A 14,806-nucleotide genomic window follows, 5' to 3' on the forward strand; every position below is an offset into this window, starting at 1 on the left:
AGCTGAACCCGTGGATCCAGCGTCCCGCGTGAACGTACACACCGCCTTTCGCGAAAGGAACTGAGATGAAGAACCGCATTGTCGCCGGCCTCGCTGCCGCGCTGGTCGCGCTGAGCTGCGCGCCGTCCGCCCAGGCCGAGTCTTCGCCCGCACGCGCGGAGGAGCCCATGGTGGAGGAGACCACCCAGACCATCGGCTTCTACTCCGCGATGACCGACTTCCTCTCCTGCACCTACTACCCCATGCGCCCGTGGTGCCCTAACGCCTCCCGCTACGCATGAGCAGCACCATCAACGTCCTCCTCGTTGATGACAGCCCGCTAGTCCTCAGCTCCTTCCGCCACTACTTCGACACCACGGAGGACATCGAGGTGGTGGCGGTGGCGTCGAACGGCGAGGAGGCCCTCGAGCAACTCGCGCTTCACGACGTCGACGTCGTCCTCGCCGACATCCACATGCCGACGATGGACGGCCCGACGCTGCTGGAGAACATCAACCTGCTGGAGCGCCGCCCGATCTTCATCGCCGTGACCGCTTTCGATTCGGACCGCACGATGCTGCGCATCCTCCGCCTGGGCGGGGCGGGGTACGTATTGAAGAGCGAGCGCCCGCGCGTGCTTATCGACGCCGTCCGCTCCGCCACCGACGGGGGCATGGTCGTCTCCCCACAGGCCATGGCGCGCCTGGTCACCCACCTGCGCGACGAACGGCCAGCGCACAGCCGCGTCGACCCCCTCGCCGAGGCGATGAAGCTGCAGACCCTCACCAACTCCGAGAAGAGCGTGCTCACCCTGCTCTGCCGCGGAATGTCCAACGCGGAGATGGCCGAGGAGCTGAACTACTCGGAGTCGACGATCAAGAAGTACGTCTCCAGCATCATCGACCAATTCGGGGCCACCTCGCGCCTCAACCTGGTGGTGAAGGTCCTCAACGCCGAGTACTGAAGCCGAACACGGGGGCGTCATCCTCCCGCAGCTCGGCGTAGCGGGACTCGGGCACCGTCGCGGAGTACGGCGCGCCCTCGGCGACCCACTTCTGATCCTCGGAGCAGCGCACGTTCCGCGCGTCCGTGTCGAGCATCATGAACCCCCACACCAGCTTGCCCTGGCGGCCGGGCCCCAGCTGGTACGGCCCGACGACCTGGCCCACCGACCAGTGCTGCACGCGCACGTAGTTGAACCCGTAGGCCATGCTGAGGTACTTCTCGATCTCCCCCTTCGGCGCCACCGCGGCGGAGACCTGGAGGGTCGTGGTGCGGGCCTGTTTGACGGTCTGCTTGACCGGCAGCGCGAAGTCGTTGCGGTTGGCCACGCTCGCCGCGTCCGTCTGGTCGAACCAGCGGCGCTCGGCGGAGACGTCGATCCCGCCCTCGCCCGGTGTGGCGCAGCGGCTGCCCGGCCGGTAATCGTCGTTCCAGCGCTGCGGGAGGATGTACTCGACCGGGCCCCGCGTCTCGGCCACCGCGCCCGGGGCGGGCCACGCCAGCGCGAGGGCCGCGGCCGCCGCCACCGCATACAGGATCGGGGCCCGCATCAGCTGAACTTCACGTTGTCGCGGGTGCTGACCTCCACGTGGCGCTCCGCCGGCAGGGAGGCCGTGAAGGTCTGGCCGGTGCCGTGCCAGGTGCCGTCCTGGCCGCACACGGTTTTCTCGCCGGAGAAGTCGGAGACGACCCAGCCGGCGCGCATGACGGCCGTGGTGCCCGGGGCGATGTCGTACGGGCCGACGACCTCGCCGACCTCGTAGGAGTCGGACGTCGTGTAGCTGGTGGAGAAGGACATCTTGATCAGGTTGAGGATCGGGAAGTCGATGCCCGCCGAGACCTTCCACTCCTTCGTCTTCTTCTCCGTGATCGAGCGCGTCAGCGGGATCGGGGTGGCGTTGTAGTTGGACACGGTCCAGGTGCCGGCGGAGGCGTCGAAGTAGGTGCGGTCGATGCGGATGGTCTGGCCCGTGTCCCCGGGGTTGGCGCAGGCGGCGCCGATGGTGGTCGGGTTCGCCGTGCCCATGTCGCGCGCGGGGAGGGCGTCGGCGGGGGCGGCCGGGATGGTGAGTGCGCCGGCGGATACGGCGAGGGCTGCGGCGGTGGCCGCGGCGCGAGAAACGATGCTCATGGGGTGTGCTCTTTCGGTTGGGGTGTCAGTAGGTGGTCTGGGTGGGAACGGGCAGCCCGGCCCACTCGTCGGGGGTGACGTCGGTAGTCTGGGTCGAGCCGTCGCGCGAGGTGACGGTCGCCTCGGCCCAGAACCCGGCCGGGGCTGTCGAGGTGCCGCGCGCGAAGACGCGGTCGTAGCTGCGCTCCGCGCCCGCCGTGCCGCAGGTGAACTCCGAGTACTGCACGCGCATCATCGTGGTGCCGTACTCCACGCGCACCCGGTCTCCGGGCTCGAGTTCGATGGGGTCGAGTGCCGTGCCGACGGGCATGTACGCGCGCTGGGCGGCCCCGACGGACTCGAGCCAGCCCTCCGGGAGGCGCCCGGCGTTTCCGCGGTACGCCATCTCCCCGTTGAACTGGGCCCCGACAACGTGGTCGACGACGGGCGTGTAGGTTTGCTGGCCGTCGGACCAGTTCAGGAAGTCCTGGGAGTAGCCCGGCTTGCGGAACGTCGGGGCGATCCCCCGGATCTCGTGCGGGTACCACTGCGGGTAGGCGGCGTCGCACGCCGCGCCGAACTCCGGCCAGCTCGGGTCGCGCTTCGGCGTGGCGGAGGGGGTGACGATGCGGTCCTGCTTCTCGTCCGCGATCTTCTCCAGGCTCGGGCCGGTCACCGCGTTGTAGGGCTTGTCGATGGGTTTGCTGTTCGCGCCCTGCGCGCGCGAGGGGATGTGGAGGGCCTGCTGGTCCACGCTGCCGTCCGCGTGGATGATGTGGGCGAACGCGTAGCGCTCGGCGGGCCCGGTCCCGCGGACGACGTTCGCGCCCGGCATGTTCTGGTAGAACCCGTCCTGGCAGGTGACCATCATCGAGATGAAGTCCTTTTCCAGCACCCCGAACTCGACGCGGAAGGTCTCCCCCGGGCCGAGCTTGATCGGCCCGAAGGTCTCCCCTTCAATCCAGCCGTTGTCCGTGGTCAGGCCTATGTCGGACCGCGCGGTGGTGTCCCAGTTGGAGGGCAGGGCCGCCTTCGAGTTGGCGGAGATGACATGGTTGGTGCCGCTTTCCACCTTCGCCGTATAGTCGACGGCCTGGCTGGTGGTGTTCCTGAACTCCAGGACGCCGTCGCTGAGGTAGCGCCGCGCGGTTTCGCCGTAGCGCCACTCGGGGTAGCCCTGCGCGTGCGCCTCGCCGGGCGTGCAGGGCTGGTAGAGGTTCTCGATCGGGTAGCCCTGTGGCATCGGCGGTACGTTCGCCGCGCCGGCGGGCGCGGCCCCCACAGCCAGGGCCGTCAGCGCCGTGGCGACGGCAGCTGCTGCAATCTTGGTCAACGTGTGCCCCTCTTTCTCGGCATTTCTCTTCCTGCTGGAAGGCTATGCCCAGGAAAGAGCCCGCGGGAGGGACCCGAGGGAGACGTGAACGAAAGTATCCCCCTTCGCTGTCGCGCCCAACCTGGCCCGACCGCGCGTTTCGGCCGGGGAGACGGCGAGGGTATCTACTTTCGTCTCCACCCTTCAGGGTGCGCCCGGCCAGGTGTTCTGCTAGGCCAGGATGTCCCTGAGGAACCCGCCCGTGAACGAGCCCTCCACCCGGGCGACGTCCTCCGGCGTGCCCTGCGCGACGACGGTGCCGCCACCGGAGCCGCCCTCCGGGCCCATGTCGATGATCCAGTCCGCAGACTTGATCACGTCCAGGTTGTGCTCGATGACGAGCACGGTGTTGCCCTTCTCCACCAGGCCGTTGAGCACGAGCATGAGCTTGCGGATGTCCTCGAAGTGCAGGCCGGTCGTGGGCTCGTCGAGGATGTAGATGGTCCGGCCGTTGGAGCGCTTCTGCAGCTCCGCGGCGAGCTTGACGCGCTGCGCCTCGCCGCCCGACAGGGTCGTCGCGGCCTGACCGAGGCGGACGTAGCCGAGGCCGACGTCGACAAGCGTGTTGAGGTAGCGGTGGATCGAGGTGATGGGCTCGAAGAACTCGGCCGCCTCCGAGATGGGCATGTCGAGGACCTCGGCGATGTTCCTGCCCTTGTAGCGCACTTCGAGCGTCTCCCGGTTGTAGCGGGCGCCGCCGCAGACCTCGCAGGGCACGTACACGTCCGGCAGGAAGTTCATCTCGATCTTGATGGTGCCGTCGCCGCGGCAGGCCTCGCAGCGGCCGCCCTTGACGTTGAAGGAGAACCGGCCCGCCTTGTAGCCGCGCACCTTCGCCTCCTGCGTCTCCGCGAAGAGGTTGCGGATCTTGTCGAAGACCCCAGTGTACGTGGCCGGGTTGGACCGCGGGGTGCGCCCGATCGGCGACTGGTCCACCTGCACCAGCTTGTCCAGGTTGTCCAGCCCCTCGATCTTCTTCACCCGGCCGGGCACCTGGCGCGCTCCGTTGAGCTGGTTCTGCAGGGTCTTGGCCAGGATCTCGTTGACCATCGTCGACTTGCCCGAGCCGGACACGCCCGTCACCGCGACGAGGACGCCGAGGGGGATGTCCACGCTGACGTTGCGCAGGTTGTTTTCCCGCGCGCCGGTGATCCGGATCCGCCGGTCCTTGTCCACCGGCCGGCGAGTCTCGGGGACCGCGATCTCCTTGCGCCCGGCGAGGTAGTCGCCCGTCAGCGAGTTCTCCGCCTCGAGGATGCCGGCGGGCTCGCCCTGGTAGACGATCTCCCCGCCGTACTCGCCCGCGAGCGGGCCGACGTCCACCATCCAGTCCGCAGCCTTGATCGTGTCCTCGTCGTGCTCCACCACCACGAGCGTGTTGCCCAGGTCGCGCAGCTTCTTCAGCGTGGCGATGAGCCGCTGGTTGTCGCGCTGGTGCAGGCCAATGGAGGGCTCGTCGAGGACGTAGAGGACCCCGGCCAGCCCGGAGCCGATCTGGGTGGCCAGGCGGATGCGCTGGGCCTCGCCGCCCGACAGTGTCCCCGCCGAGCGGGCCAGGGTGAGGTAGTTGAGGCCGACGTCGAGGAGGAAGTGCAGGCGCGCCTGGATCTCGCGGAGCACCGCACCGGCGATCATCTCCTCGCGGTAGCCGAGCTTGAGGTTGTCGAGGTACTCGGAGGCGTCCTCGACGGAGAGCTCGGTCAGTCCCGCGATCGACTTCTCGCCGTGGGAGGTCGAATCCAGGCGCACGGCGAGGATCTCGGGCTTCAGGCGGGTCCCCTCGCACGTCGGGCACGGGATTTCCCGGGTGTAGGCGAGGAGGCGTTCCTTCTGGCTGTCCGACTCGGCCTGCTCCATCTTGCGCTCGAGGTAACCGATCACGCCCTCGTAGGCGGCGGAGAAGGAGCGCTGCCGCCCGTAGCGGTTCTTGTAGCGCACGCTGATCTTGGTCTTCGACCCGGAGACGAGGTGCTTCTGCTGGGGCTTGGTCAGCGAGGAGAACGGCGCGTGGGCGTCGAAGCCTTCCTCAGCGGCGAGCGCCTCGATGAGTTTGACGAAGTAGTTCTTGTTCGGGCTGGAGTTCCAGGGCTGGAAGGCATCGACGGCTGGCGCGTCCGGGTCTGGGATGACCAGCTCGGTGTCGATCTCCTTGCGCACGCCGAGGCCGTCGCAGGCCGGGCAGGCGCCGAAGGGCGAGTTGAAGGAGAACGCGCGGGGCTCGTATTCCTCCACCCCGAGCGCGTGGCCGTTCGGGCAGGCCATCTTCTCGGAGTAGATGCGGTAGCGCTCCGGGTCGCCCTCCTCGGCGTCGACGAACTCGACGGCGACAAGGCCGTCGGCAAGCTTGAGGGCGGTCTCGACGGAGTCGGTGAGGCGCTGCTTCTGGCTCTCCTTGACCTGGAGGCGGTCGACGACAACGTCGATGGTGTGCTTGACCTGCTTCTCCAGCGTCGGCGGGTCGGAGAGCTGGTGGGTCTCGCCGTCGACGGTGACGCGCGAGTAGCCCTGAGCCGCGAGGTCGGCGAAGAGGTCGACGAACTCGCCCTTGCGCTTGCGCACGACCGGGGCGAGGACCTGGAACTTGGCGCGCTCCTCGCGCGAGAGGATCTGGTCGACGATCTGCTGCGGGGTCTGCCGGTCGATGACGGCGTCGCAGACCGGGCAGTGCGGGGTGCCGGCGCGGGAGTAGAGCAGGCGGAGGTAGTCGTAGATCTCGGTGATGGTGCCCACCGTGGAGCGCGGGTTGCGGTTGGTCGACTTCTGGTCGATGGACACCGCGGGCGAGAGCCCGTCGATGTAGTCGACGTCCGGCTTGTCCATCTGGCCGAGGAACATGCGGGCGTAGGAGGACAGGGACTCCACGTAGCGGCGCTGCCCCTCGGCGAAGATGGTGTCGAAGGCGAGCGAGGACTTCCCCGAGCCCGACAACCCCGTGAAGACGACCATCTTGTCGCGGGGCAACTCTACGTCGACGCCCTTGAGGTTGTGTTCGCGCGCGCCGCGCACAGTGAGCCGATCAGCCACGTTGTCTCTCGTCCTTTGGGTCGGGGGCTTTTCTACCGAACTTACCAACGCCGATGTCAGCCGGGTTATTTCATTCGCCGCTACCCTGGCCCCCATGACCGACGAGCTTTCCCTCCACCAGATCTCCGTCTCCGAGATGGACAACAACTGCTACCTCCTCGCCGCCGGGGGCCGGGGCCTGCTTATCGACGCCTCGGACGACGCCCCGGCCCTGCTCCGCCTCGCGGAGCAGGCGGGCGTGCAGATCACCGACGTGCTGACCACCCACCGGCACCACGACCACGTGCGGGCGCTGCCGGAGGTCCTCGAGCACACCGGCGCGACCCACTGGGCCCCCTTCCTCGACGCCCCGGCGTTGCCCGCCGAGGTCGACCGCGAGCTCAACGAGGGCGACACCGTGGATTTCGCCAGGCACGCGCTGCCGGTGCACATCCTCCGCGGGCACACCCCGGGCGGGGCCTGCGTGGTCGCGGAGATCGACGGGGTGACCAACCTCTTCGTGGGCGATTCCCTCTTCCCGGGCGGGCTGGGCAAGACGGATTCCGAGGGGGACTTCGTCCGCCTGTTCCGCGACGTCAGGGAGAAGATTTTCGAGGCCTACCCCGACGACGCCGTCGTGCGGCCCGGCCACGGCAAGCCCACGACGCTGGGGCGGGAGCGCCCCAGCCTGGACGAATGGTGGGAGCGCAGGTGGTGAGAAAACCGTGGCACCGGCCCGCGGAATCTGTCTAGAGTGGAAGTCGAACATCCAATAGGTAAGAGAAAAGGAATGCAACTGATGATTCGCAAGTTCGCACGTCCGATGCTGGCGTCGGTCTACGTCGCCGACGGCGTGGAGACGGTTCTGAACCCCTCCGCGCACCGCGACGACGCCCAGGCCGTCCTGAAGAAGGTGCGCTCGGTTGTGCCGCGAGAGTACCGCTCCTTCGTCCCGGACTCCCCGGAGACCGCCGCCCTGGCAATGGGCGGGGTCAAGGTGGGCGCGGGCGCCCTCTTCGCCCTGGGCAAGGCACCGCGCACCGCAGCCTCGCTGCTGGCCGCGACCGCCGTGCCCTCTCTGCTGGGCCGCCACGCCTTCTGGGACGCCCACGACGAGCAGGAGAAGACCCGCCGCCGCACCGGTGCCCTGACCGACGTCGCCCTCCTCGGCGGCGTTTTGCTCGCCACCGTTGACACGGAGGGCAAGCCGAACCTGCAGTGGCGCGCCAAGAAGGCCGCGTCGCAGACGAAGAAGAACGTGCAGAAGGCGCTGCCCACCCAGTCCGAGACCGAGAAGGCCATGGGCAAGGCCAGCGACTGGCTCTCCGACACGACCGAGCAGGTCACCTCCTACGTCGACGACAACAAGGACGACTGGAAGAAGGCCGCCGGCTCCTTCCTCGAGGACGCCAAGGAGCAGACCACCAGCCTCCTGTCCACCGCCGCAGACCAGGCCCAGAGCACCTACGAGGACCTGAAGCCGAGCAAGGTGCAGCAGTTCAAGGCGAAGCGCAAGGTCAACAGCCTCGTGGGCGACCTGCAGAACTCGCTGGACAACCTCGCCCCCTCCGACGCGGACAAGAAGAAGGCGAAGCGCAAGGCCACCAAGGCCAGCGCCAAGGTTCAGGGCCGCGCTCAGGAGGCCGTCGACAAGCTGCAGGATGCGTTCGACAACCTCGATGTCGCCCCGTCCAAGCGCCAGCAGCGCCAGTGGAAGCGCAAGGCCAACAAGGCCCAGAAGCGCGCCCAGAAGGCCGTGAAGCGGGCGCAGAAGAAGCTGGGCTAAACCGAACCCCGGCCGGCACCCCGTCTCCCTCCTCGGCGAGGGCGGCGGGGTGTACTGTTGCTAGGATCGTTGCCCTCCCATGATCGACCCCAGGAGGTGTGCGGGTGCACAACCCGACGGATAACGCCGACCCGGCGCCAGCCGAGGAACAGGCGTACGCGGACGGCCTCTTCGCCCGCCTCGACGCGGAGGTCCGCGCGGCGCAGGAGAAGCTGGAACAGGTCCAGGCCGACGTCGACCCCGACAACCCGGACGCGGACGCGCTCGTGCGCCGCGAAACGGAATACCACGGCCTCAACGCGAAGCTCGACGCCCTCGGCGTGGCCGAGGTCGGCCTCGTCTTCGGGCGCATCGACGTCGCCGACACGGAGCCCGAGAACCCCGCCCCGGGGCGCGCGGACGTGGACCGGCGCTACATCGGGCGCATGGGCATCGACGACCGGGACGACCACTACCGCACCCTCCTCCTCGACTGGCGCGCTCCCCTCGCCCGCCCCTACTACCTGGCCACCACCGCCCACCCGGAGGGGGTGGAGACGCGGCGCAACATCCGCATGCGCGGCCGCACGGTCACCGGCGTCGACGACGAGGTCCTCTCCGGTGAGGCGCGCGTCGGCTCGACGGCGGACGTGGGCAACGAGGCCGCGCTTCGCGACGCCATGAACCGCGCCCGCACCGGCCGCATGCAGTCCATCGTGGAGACCATCCAGCGCGAGCAGGACGAAATCATCCGCGACTCCACCCGGGGCGTGCTCGTGGTGCAGGGCGGGCCCGGCACGGGCAAGACCGCTGTCGCCCTCCACCGCGTCGCCTACCTGCTCTACACGTGGCGCGAGCAGCTCTCGCGCACCGGCGTGCTCATCCTCGGGCCGAACCGAACCTTCCTGGACTACATCTCGCGCGTGCTGCCCGAGCTCGGCGAGACGGGCGTGGTGCTCAGCACCGTCGACACCCTCGTCCCCGGTTTCTCCCCGACCGTCCGCGACGAGCCTCTCGCCGCGCGGGAGGTGAAGGGCTCGGAGGAGATGGCCACCATCCTCAAGCGCACCGTCCAGCACCACCAGCGCGTCCCCGACGAGGCGGTGGAGCTGGCGGTGGGCTCGGTGCGCATCGCCGCGACCCCCGCGATGGTCAAGGCCGCCCGCACCCGCGCGCGCCGCGCGCGCCTGCCGCACAACCGCGCCCGCGGCGTGTTCGCCGAGGCGCTGACGCGCTCGCTGGCCGAGGCGCTAGCGCAGCGCATCGGCGAGGACCCCCTGGGCGGGGAGAACCTCCTGAGCACCGCGGACGTGGACCAGCTCCACGACGACCTGGCGGAGGAGCCGGGCGTCGCGAAGCTTGTCGACGCCCTCTTCCCCGCCCTGGACCCGGAAGCCGTGCTCGCCGAGCTGCTCTCCTCCCGCGAGCTCATCGCCGAGGTGGCGAAGGACTACGACGACTACACCCGCGACGCCCTCTTCCGCCCCGACGGCGCCGCCTTCGCCCCCTCCGACGCGGCGCTGGTCGACGAGCTTGCCGAGCTGATCGGCCGCGTGGACGAGGAGGAGAAGCGGGAGCAGGAACGGCAGGAGTGGCTGCGGCAGGTCGCCGAGGCCGAGGATGCACTCGACGTCCTCGCCTCCTCGGAGTCCACGGACAACGACGACGACCAGTTCGAGGCGGAGATCCTCTCTGCCGCCGACGTCATCGACGCGGAGACGCTCGCGCAGCGCCAGCGGGAGACGGACGTGCGCTCGACGGCGCAGCGCGCCCGGGCCGACGCGACGTGGGCCTACGGCCACGTCATCGTGGACGAGGCCCAGGAGCTGTCCCCGATGGAGTGGCGGATGGTGTTCCGCCGCTGCCCCTCACGGTGGATGACGCTCGTGGGGGACACCGCGCAGACCTCCGCACCCGCGGGTACGGACGACTGGTCGGCCGCGCTCGCCCCCTTCGTCGGGGAGCGCTACCGCACCCACGAGCTGACGGTGAACTACCGCACCCCGGCGGAGGTGATGGGATCGGCCAACGAGGTCCTCGCGGCGATCGACCCGGGGGCACAGCCGGCGACCGCGATCCGCTCCACCGGCGTACCGGTGCGTTACCTGCCCTCGGGCACCGACCCGGCCTCCGCCCTGCCCGCCGAGGACGGGCGCACCTCCGCCGTGATCACGGCGGGCAACGTCGCCCAATGCAAGGGCCTCGAGTTCGACCACGTCGTCGTGGTGGAACCCGAGGCCATCGTGGGGTCCTCGCCCCAGGGGTGGCAGGACCTGTACGTGGCGATCACCCGCGCCACCCAGACGCTGACAGTGATCGGCCCGATGCCGTCCTAGCCGCTAGTTGACGGTGTGGACGATCATGACGTCGCAGTCCGACTGGCGGGCGACGTCGGCCGGGACGGAGCCGAGGAGGCGCCCGGTCAGGGAGTTGATGCCGCGGTTGCCCACGACGAGCAGGTCGGCCTTGTTGTCGTTGACGATGGCCATAAGAGCCTCGACGGGGGTGCCGGGGCGGATCGCGGTCTGCACGTCCTCGGCGCCGACGCTGCGGGCGTGCTCGACGGCCGCGTCGAGGTTGGCGCGGGCCTGCTCGTCGCCGAGGATGGTCACGGAGTCCTGGCGCAGGGTCTTGGAGGCGTCGTCCTCCGTCTCGTAGTAGGCGGTGCCGATCACGAGCGTGGAGCCGAAGGCGGCGGCGATCTTCGCGGCGCGCTCAACGGCGAGGAGAGAGGACTTCGAGCCGTCGCTGCCGACGACGATGGTCTTGTAGTTGTTGGCCATGGGTGAATTAACCTTTCCTGAACTTCGGGCCTCGGGCGGGCGCGCCACCACGGAACCTGCGATTGACTAAACAGTTTACCCCGAAAAAACTAGTCGTGACCCTCCGCCCTCGTATCAACGAGCATGACGTCCACCGGCGACTTCTTCGCCACGCTGCCGGGGATGTTGCCGAAGAACCGACCGGCCAGCGAGCGCATCCCCTTGTTGCCCACCACGAGCAGGTCGACGTGGTATTCGAGCGCGGCCTCGAGCAGGACGTTGGCCGGCTGGCCGGGGCGCGCGGTGAGCGTGACGCGGGGCGCCTGCTCCTCCTCCGCGATAACCCGCGCGGCGGAGAGGATGCGCTCCGCGTCGTCGTCGCTGACGATCTCGATCTTCGACAGCTCCGCGTTCGTCGCATTGAGCATTGACCCGCTCGCCGAGTAGTGGGCGCAGATGACGGTCAGGTCGGCGTCGTACACCCGCGCCAGGCTCGCGGCGGCACGCACCGCCATGAGCGAGGTCGGCGATCCGTCCGTCCCGACCGCGATCGATGTGTAGGTATGCATGCTGTGCATCCGTCCTTCCAGCTAGTTTCCGGTTTCTTTCATACCACGCAGCTCGCGGCGCAGGTCGGCGATCTCGTCGCGCAACCGGCCCGCCAGCTCAAACTTCAGCTCGCGCGCTGCGGCCCCCATCTGGGCGGTGAGGTCGTCGATAAGCTTCTGCACCTCGTCGGAGGCCATCGCGGAGACGTCGGGCTTGTCGACGACCGCAGCCTCGCCCGCCGCCCCGGCCTCGGTCTCCGCCTCGGCGTTGTCGTAGACCTGATCCAGAATATCGGCAATCTTCTTGCGCAGCGGCGTCGGGTCGATCCCGTGCTCCTTGTTGTAGGCGAGCTGCTTCTCCCGGCGCCGCTCCGTCTCGTCGATGGCCTGCTGCATCGACTCCGTGACCGTGTCGGCGTACATGATCACCTCCCCGGAGACGTTGCGGGCGGCGCGGCCGATGGTCTGGATGAGCGACTTCGTCGAGCGCAGGAAGCCCTCCTTGTCGGCGTCGAGGATGGCCACCAGAGAGACCTCGGGGAGGTCGAGGCCCTCGCGCAGGAGGTTGATGCCAACCAGGACGTCGAACTCTCCCAGGCGCAGCTGGCGCAGCAGCTCCACGCGCTGCAGGGTGTCGATGTCCGAGTGCAGGTAGCGCACCTTGATGCCGTGGTCGAGGAGGTAGTCCGTCAGGTCCTCCGCCATGCGCTTGGTCAGGGTGGTCACCAGGACGCGCTCGTCTTTGGCCACGCGCTGGCGGACCTCCTCAATGAGGTCGTCGATCTGCCCCTTCGTCGGCTTGACGGTGACCTTTGGGTCGACCAGGCCGGTCGGGCGGATCACCTGCTCGACGAACTCGCCGCCCGAGGCCTCGAGCTCGTAGTCGCCCGGGGTGGCGGACATGTACACGGTCTGGCCGACGCGGGCCTCGAACTCGTCGAAGGTGAGCGGCCGGTTGTCCACCGCGCTGGGCAGCCGGAAGCCGAACTCGACGAGGTTGCGCTTGCGCGACATGTCCCCCTCGTACATGCCGCCGATCTGGGGGACGGTGACGTGGGACTCGTCGATGATGGTGAGGAAGTCCTCGGGGAAGTAGTCGATCAGCGTGGCGGGCGCCGAGCCCGCGGGCCGGCCGTCCATGTGGCGCGAGTAGTTCTCGATGCCCGAGCAGAAGCCCACCTGCTGGATCATCTCCAGGTCGTACTCGGTGCGCATGCGCAGGCGCTGCGCCTCCAGCAGCTTGCCCCGGTTCTCCAGGTCCTCCAGCCGATCCGCCAGCTCCTCCTTGATCGCCTCGATCGCCTTTTCCATCCGTTCATCGGTAGCGACGTAGTGCGTGGCCGGGAAGATGCGGACCTCGTCCTCCTTGCTGAGGATGTCTCCCGTGAGCGGGTGGATGTAGTAGAGCTCGTCGATCTCGTCGCCGAAGAACTCCACGCGCACCGCGACCTCCTCGTAGGCGGGGATGATGTCCACGGTGTCGCCTTTGACGCGGAAGGTCCCGCGCTTGAAGTCGACGTCGTTGCGTTCGTATTGGACGTCGACAAGCAGGCGGAGGAACTGGTCGCGGTCGACCTCCTCTCCGATCCTGAGAACGATGGAGCGGTCGAGGTAGGACTGCGGGGTGCCGAGGCCGTAGATGCAGGACACCGAGGCGACCACGACCACGTCGCGGCGGCTGAGGAGCGCGGAGGTGGCGGAGTGGCGCAGGCGCTCCACGTCGTCGTTGATCGAGGAGTCCTTCTCGATGTAGGTGTCCGTCTGCGCGATGTACGCCTCGGGTTGGTAGTAGTCGTAGTAGGAGACGAAGTACTCCACCGCGTTGTTCGGCAGGAGCTGGCGCAGCTCGTTGGCCAGCTGGGCCGCCAGGGTCTTGTTCGGCGCCATGACGAGTGTGGGGCGCTGCTGCTTCTCGATCAGCCACGCCGCCGTGGCCGACTTGCCGGTGCCCGTCGCACCCATGAGAACCACGTCGCGCTCCCCGCGCCGCAGCCGCTCGTCGAGCTCCTTGATCGCCGCCGGCTGGTCGCCCGAGGGGGAATACTCGGAGATAACCTCGAAGGGCTTTTCCCGGCGCTCGATCTCGCCCACCGGGCGGAACTCGGACTGGGCCAGGACGGGGTGTTCAGCAGCAAAAGCCATGCCGCCATCGTAGCGCACGAATGTTCTACTGACACGGGCGTTGAAGCGCCCCAGCGCGGGCTAGTGAATGACCTTCCCCGTCGCCTCCAGCCACTGGTCCACCTCCCCCGTCTCGCTCCACAGCTCGTAGAGCTCGGAGTTGTGGGGGTCGAGGGCCTCGCGCAGCTTGGAGCGCAGCCAGCGCCGCTCGCGGAAGGTGAACTGGTAGTCGAGCGCCCGGGGATCAGCGTCCGCCGGCAGGTGGCCGTTCAGCACCGCGACCAGCGCGACGACGACCTCCGCCCTCTCCGAGTCCAGGGGCGCGTCGCCGCAGTCGAAGCGGAACTGGGCCATGTCGAACGAGCCGTCGGCCAGCTGGCGAACGGTGTCGCGGGCCTTGTCGTTGTCGAACGGCCCGTAGTTCCACGTACCCATGTCGGGACACGTTAGACAACGCAGATTAATGGGAATTTACCAACAGTTGAACGTCTCAGGACGCTGCGTCGATCCGCGCCACCAGCGCGCGGACCTGCTCCTCGAGCTGCCCCGGAGAGCCGTTGTTGTCCAGCACCACGTCCGCCTTCGTGCGGCGGACCTCGTCGCCCACCTGCCGCGCAATCCGGTTGCTCACGTCGGCCTCGTCGAGCCCCCGCTTCTCGACGAGCCTGCGCACGCGCTCCTCGACGTCCGTGTCCACCACGACGTTGAGGTCCATCGCCTCGTCGAGACCCAGCTCGAACAGCAGGGGCATGTCGTAGACCGCCGCCCGCTCCCCCGCCGCCTCACAGGCGTCGAGGCGGCGGGTGGCCTCCTCCCGGATCGCGGGGTGGGTGATCGCGTTGAGCTTCGCCGTCGCCTCCTCGGTGGCAAAGGCGCGCCGCGCCAGCTCGGAGCGGATTAGCCTGCCGTCGGTGTCCAGGATGTCGGCGCCGAACTCCTCGGCCGCCCGGGCCAAGGCGGGCTCGCCGGGCTCCATGATGTCGCGGGCGACCTGGTCGGCGTCGACGACGGGGATGCCGGCCTCGGCCAGCATGCGGGCGACCGTCGACTTGCCGCTGCCGATGCCGCCGGTGAGTCCAATCCTGAGCATGCGGCCCATGATATGCGAAAACCCGCCCCTGTTGCGGTGGCGGGTCGTCGCGA

The 14,806-nt window shown here is 68.7% G+C and carries 14 protein-coding genes; 5 read left to right on the forward strand and 9 right to left on the reverse strand.

The annotated features are described in order from the left end of the window. Positions 1-65 precede the first annotated feature (65 nt). Together DYZ02_RS01560 and DYZ02_RS01565 are read left to right on the forward strand one after the other, a co-directional pair. Positions 66-281, forward strand: coding sequence for a hypothetical protein (locus tag DYZ02_RS01560; RefSeq protein ID WP_115684696.1), 216 nt, complete (start codon positions 66-68; stop codon positions 279-281). Beyond that, entirely contained in the window at positions 278-943 is a 666-nt protein-coding gene (locus tag DYZ02_RS01565; protein WP_115684697.1) for a response regulator, read from the forward strand. The genes DYZ02_RS01560 and DYZ02_RS01565 overlap by 4 nt, the downstream gene beginning before the upstream one ends. Here the strand turns inward: DYZ02_RS01565 and DYZ02_RS01570 are convergent. From DYZ02_RS01570 to uvrA, 4 genes are all read right to left on the reverse strand, one after another. Continuing rightward, positions 927-1,532 carry a hypothetical protein gene (locus tag DYZ02_RS01570; RefSeq protein WP_115684698.1) on the reverse strand — a complete coding sequence of 202 codons (606 nt, stop codon included), beginning with the start codon at positions 1,530-1,532 and terminating at the stop codon, positions 927-929. The two genes, DYZ02_RS01565 and DYZ02_RS01570, sit on opposite strands and share 17 nt — an antisense overlap. After that, positions 1,532-2,113 (reverse strand): hypothetical protein, encoded by a 582-nt coding sequence (locus DYZ02_RS01575; protein ID WP_115684699.1) that lies wholly within the window; start codon positions 2,111-2,113, stop codon positions 1,532-1,534. Before DYZ02_RS01575 ends, DYZ02_RS01570 begins: the two co-directional genes overlap by 1 nt. Positions 2,114-2,138: 25 nt before the next feature. Continuing rightward, complete coding sequence (locus tag DYZ02_RS01580) at positions 2,139-3,425, reverse strand: hypothetical protein (protein WP_425450992.1); 1,287 nt, start codon at positions 3,423-3,425, stop codon at positions 2,139-2,141. Positions 3,426-3,635: 210 nt separating this feature from the next. Further along, positions 3,636-6,488: an excinuclease ABC subunit UvrA gene (uvrA, locus tag DYZ02_RS01585; RefSeq protein WP_115684700.1), complete on the reverse strand. Its 2,853-nt coding sequence runs from the start codon at positions 6,486-6,488 to the stop codon at positions 3,636-3,638. Positions 6,489-6,582: 94 nt separating this feature from the next. Here uvrA and DYZ02_RS01590 point away from each other — a divergent pair, with 94 nt between their 5' ends. The 3 genes from DYZ02_RS01590 (at position 6,583) to DYZ02_RS01600 (ending at position 10,568) form a co-directional block, all read left to right on the forward strand. Then, the gene (locus DYZ02_RS01590; protein WP_115684701.1) at positions 6,583-7,185 is read left to right on the forward strand and encodes an MBL fold metallo-hydrolase; all 603 of its coding nucleotides are present in this window, start codon (positions 6,583-6,585) and stop codon (positions 7,183-7,185) included. Between the two features lie 81 nt (positions 7,186-7,266). Beyond that, positions 7,267-8,253, forward strand: a complete 987-nt coding sequence (locus tag DYZ02_RS01595; protein ID WP_115684702.1) for a DoxX family membrane protein — start codon at positions 7,267-7,269, stop codon at positions 8,251-8,253. 104 nt (positions 8,254-8,357) lie between these two features. Then, positions 8,358-10,568, forward strand: coding sequence for a HelD family protein (locus DYZ02_RS01600; RefSeq protein ID WP_181896861.1), 2,211 nt, complete (start codon positions 8,358-8,360; stop codon positions 10,566-10,568). Between the two features lie 3 nt (positions 10,569-10,571). Here DYZ02_RS01600 and DYZ02_RS01605 read toward each other — a convergent pair whose 3' ends face one another. The 5 genes from DYZ02_RS01605 to coaE all read right to left on the reverse strand — a co-directional run bounded on the left by DYZ02_RS01605 (position 10,572) and on the right by coaE (position 14,753). After that, positions 10,572-11,015, reverse strand: coding sequence for a universal stress protein (locus tag DYZ02_RS01605; protein ID WP_115684704.1), 444 nt, complete (start codon positions 11,013-11,015; stop codon positions 10,572-10,574). Positions 11,016-11,104: 89 nt separating this feature from the next. Beyond that, positions 11,105-11,563: a universal stress protein gene (locus DYZ02_RS01610; protein ID WP_115686318.1), complete on the reverse strand. Its 459-nt coding sequence runs from the start codon at positions 11,561-11,563 to the stop codon at positions 11,105-11,107. Between the two features lie 21 nt (positions 11,564-11,584). Beyond that, positions 11,585-13,684, reverse strand: a complete 2,100-nt coding sequence (gene uvrB / locus DYZ02_RS01615) for an excinuclease ABC subunit UvrB (protein WP_115686319.1) — start codon at positions 13,682-13,684, stop codon at positions 11,585-11,587. A gap of 60 nt (positions 13,685-13,744) precedes the next feature. Continuing rightward, positions 13,745-14,098, reverse strand: a complete 354-nt coding sequence (locus DYZ02_RS01620; RefSeq protein WP_115684705.1) for a DUF4259 domain-containing protein — start codon at positions 14,096-14,098, stop codon at positions 13,745-13,747. 55 nt (positions 14,099-14,153) lie between these two features. Beyond that, positions 14,154-14,753 (reverse strand): dephospho-CoA kinase, encoded by a 600-nt coding sequence (gene coaE, locus DYZ02_RS01625; RefSeq protein ID WP_115686320.1) that lies wholly within the window; start codon positions 14,751-14,753, stop codon positions 14,154-14,156. Between the last annotated feature and the right edge of the window lie 53 nt (positions 14,754-14,806).

Source organism: Corynebacterium senegalense (assembly GCF_900411315.1).
GTDB classification, from domain to species: Bacteria; Actinomycetota; Actinomycetes; order Mycobacteriales; family Mycobacteriaceae; genus Corynebacterium; species Corynebacterium senegalense.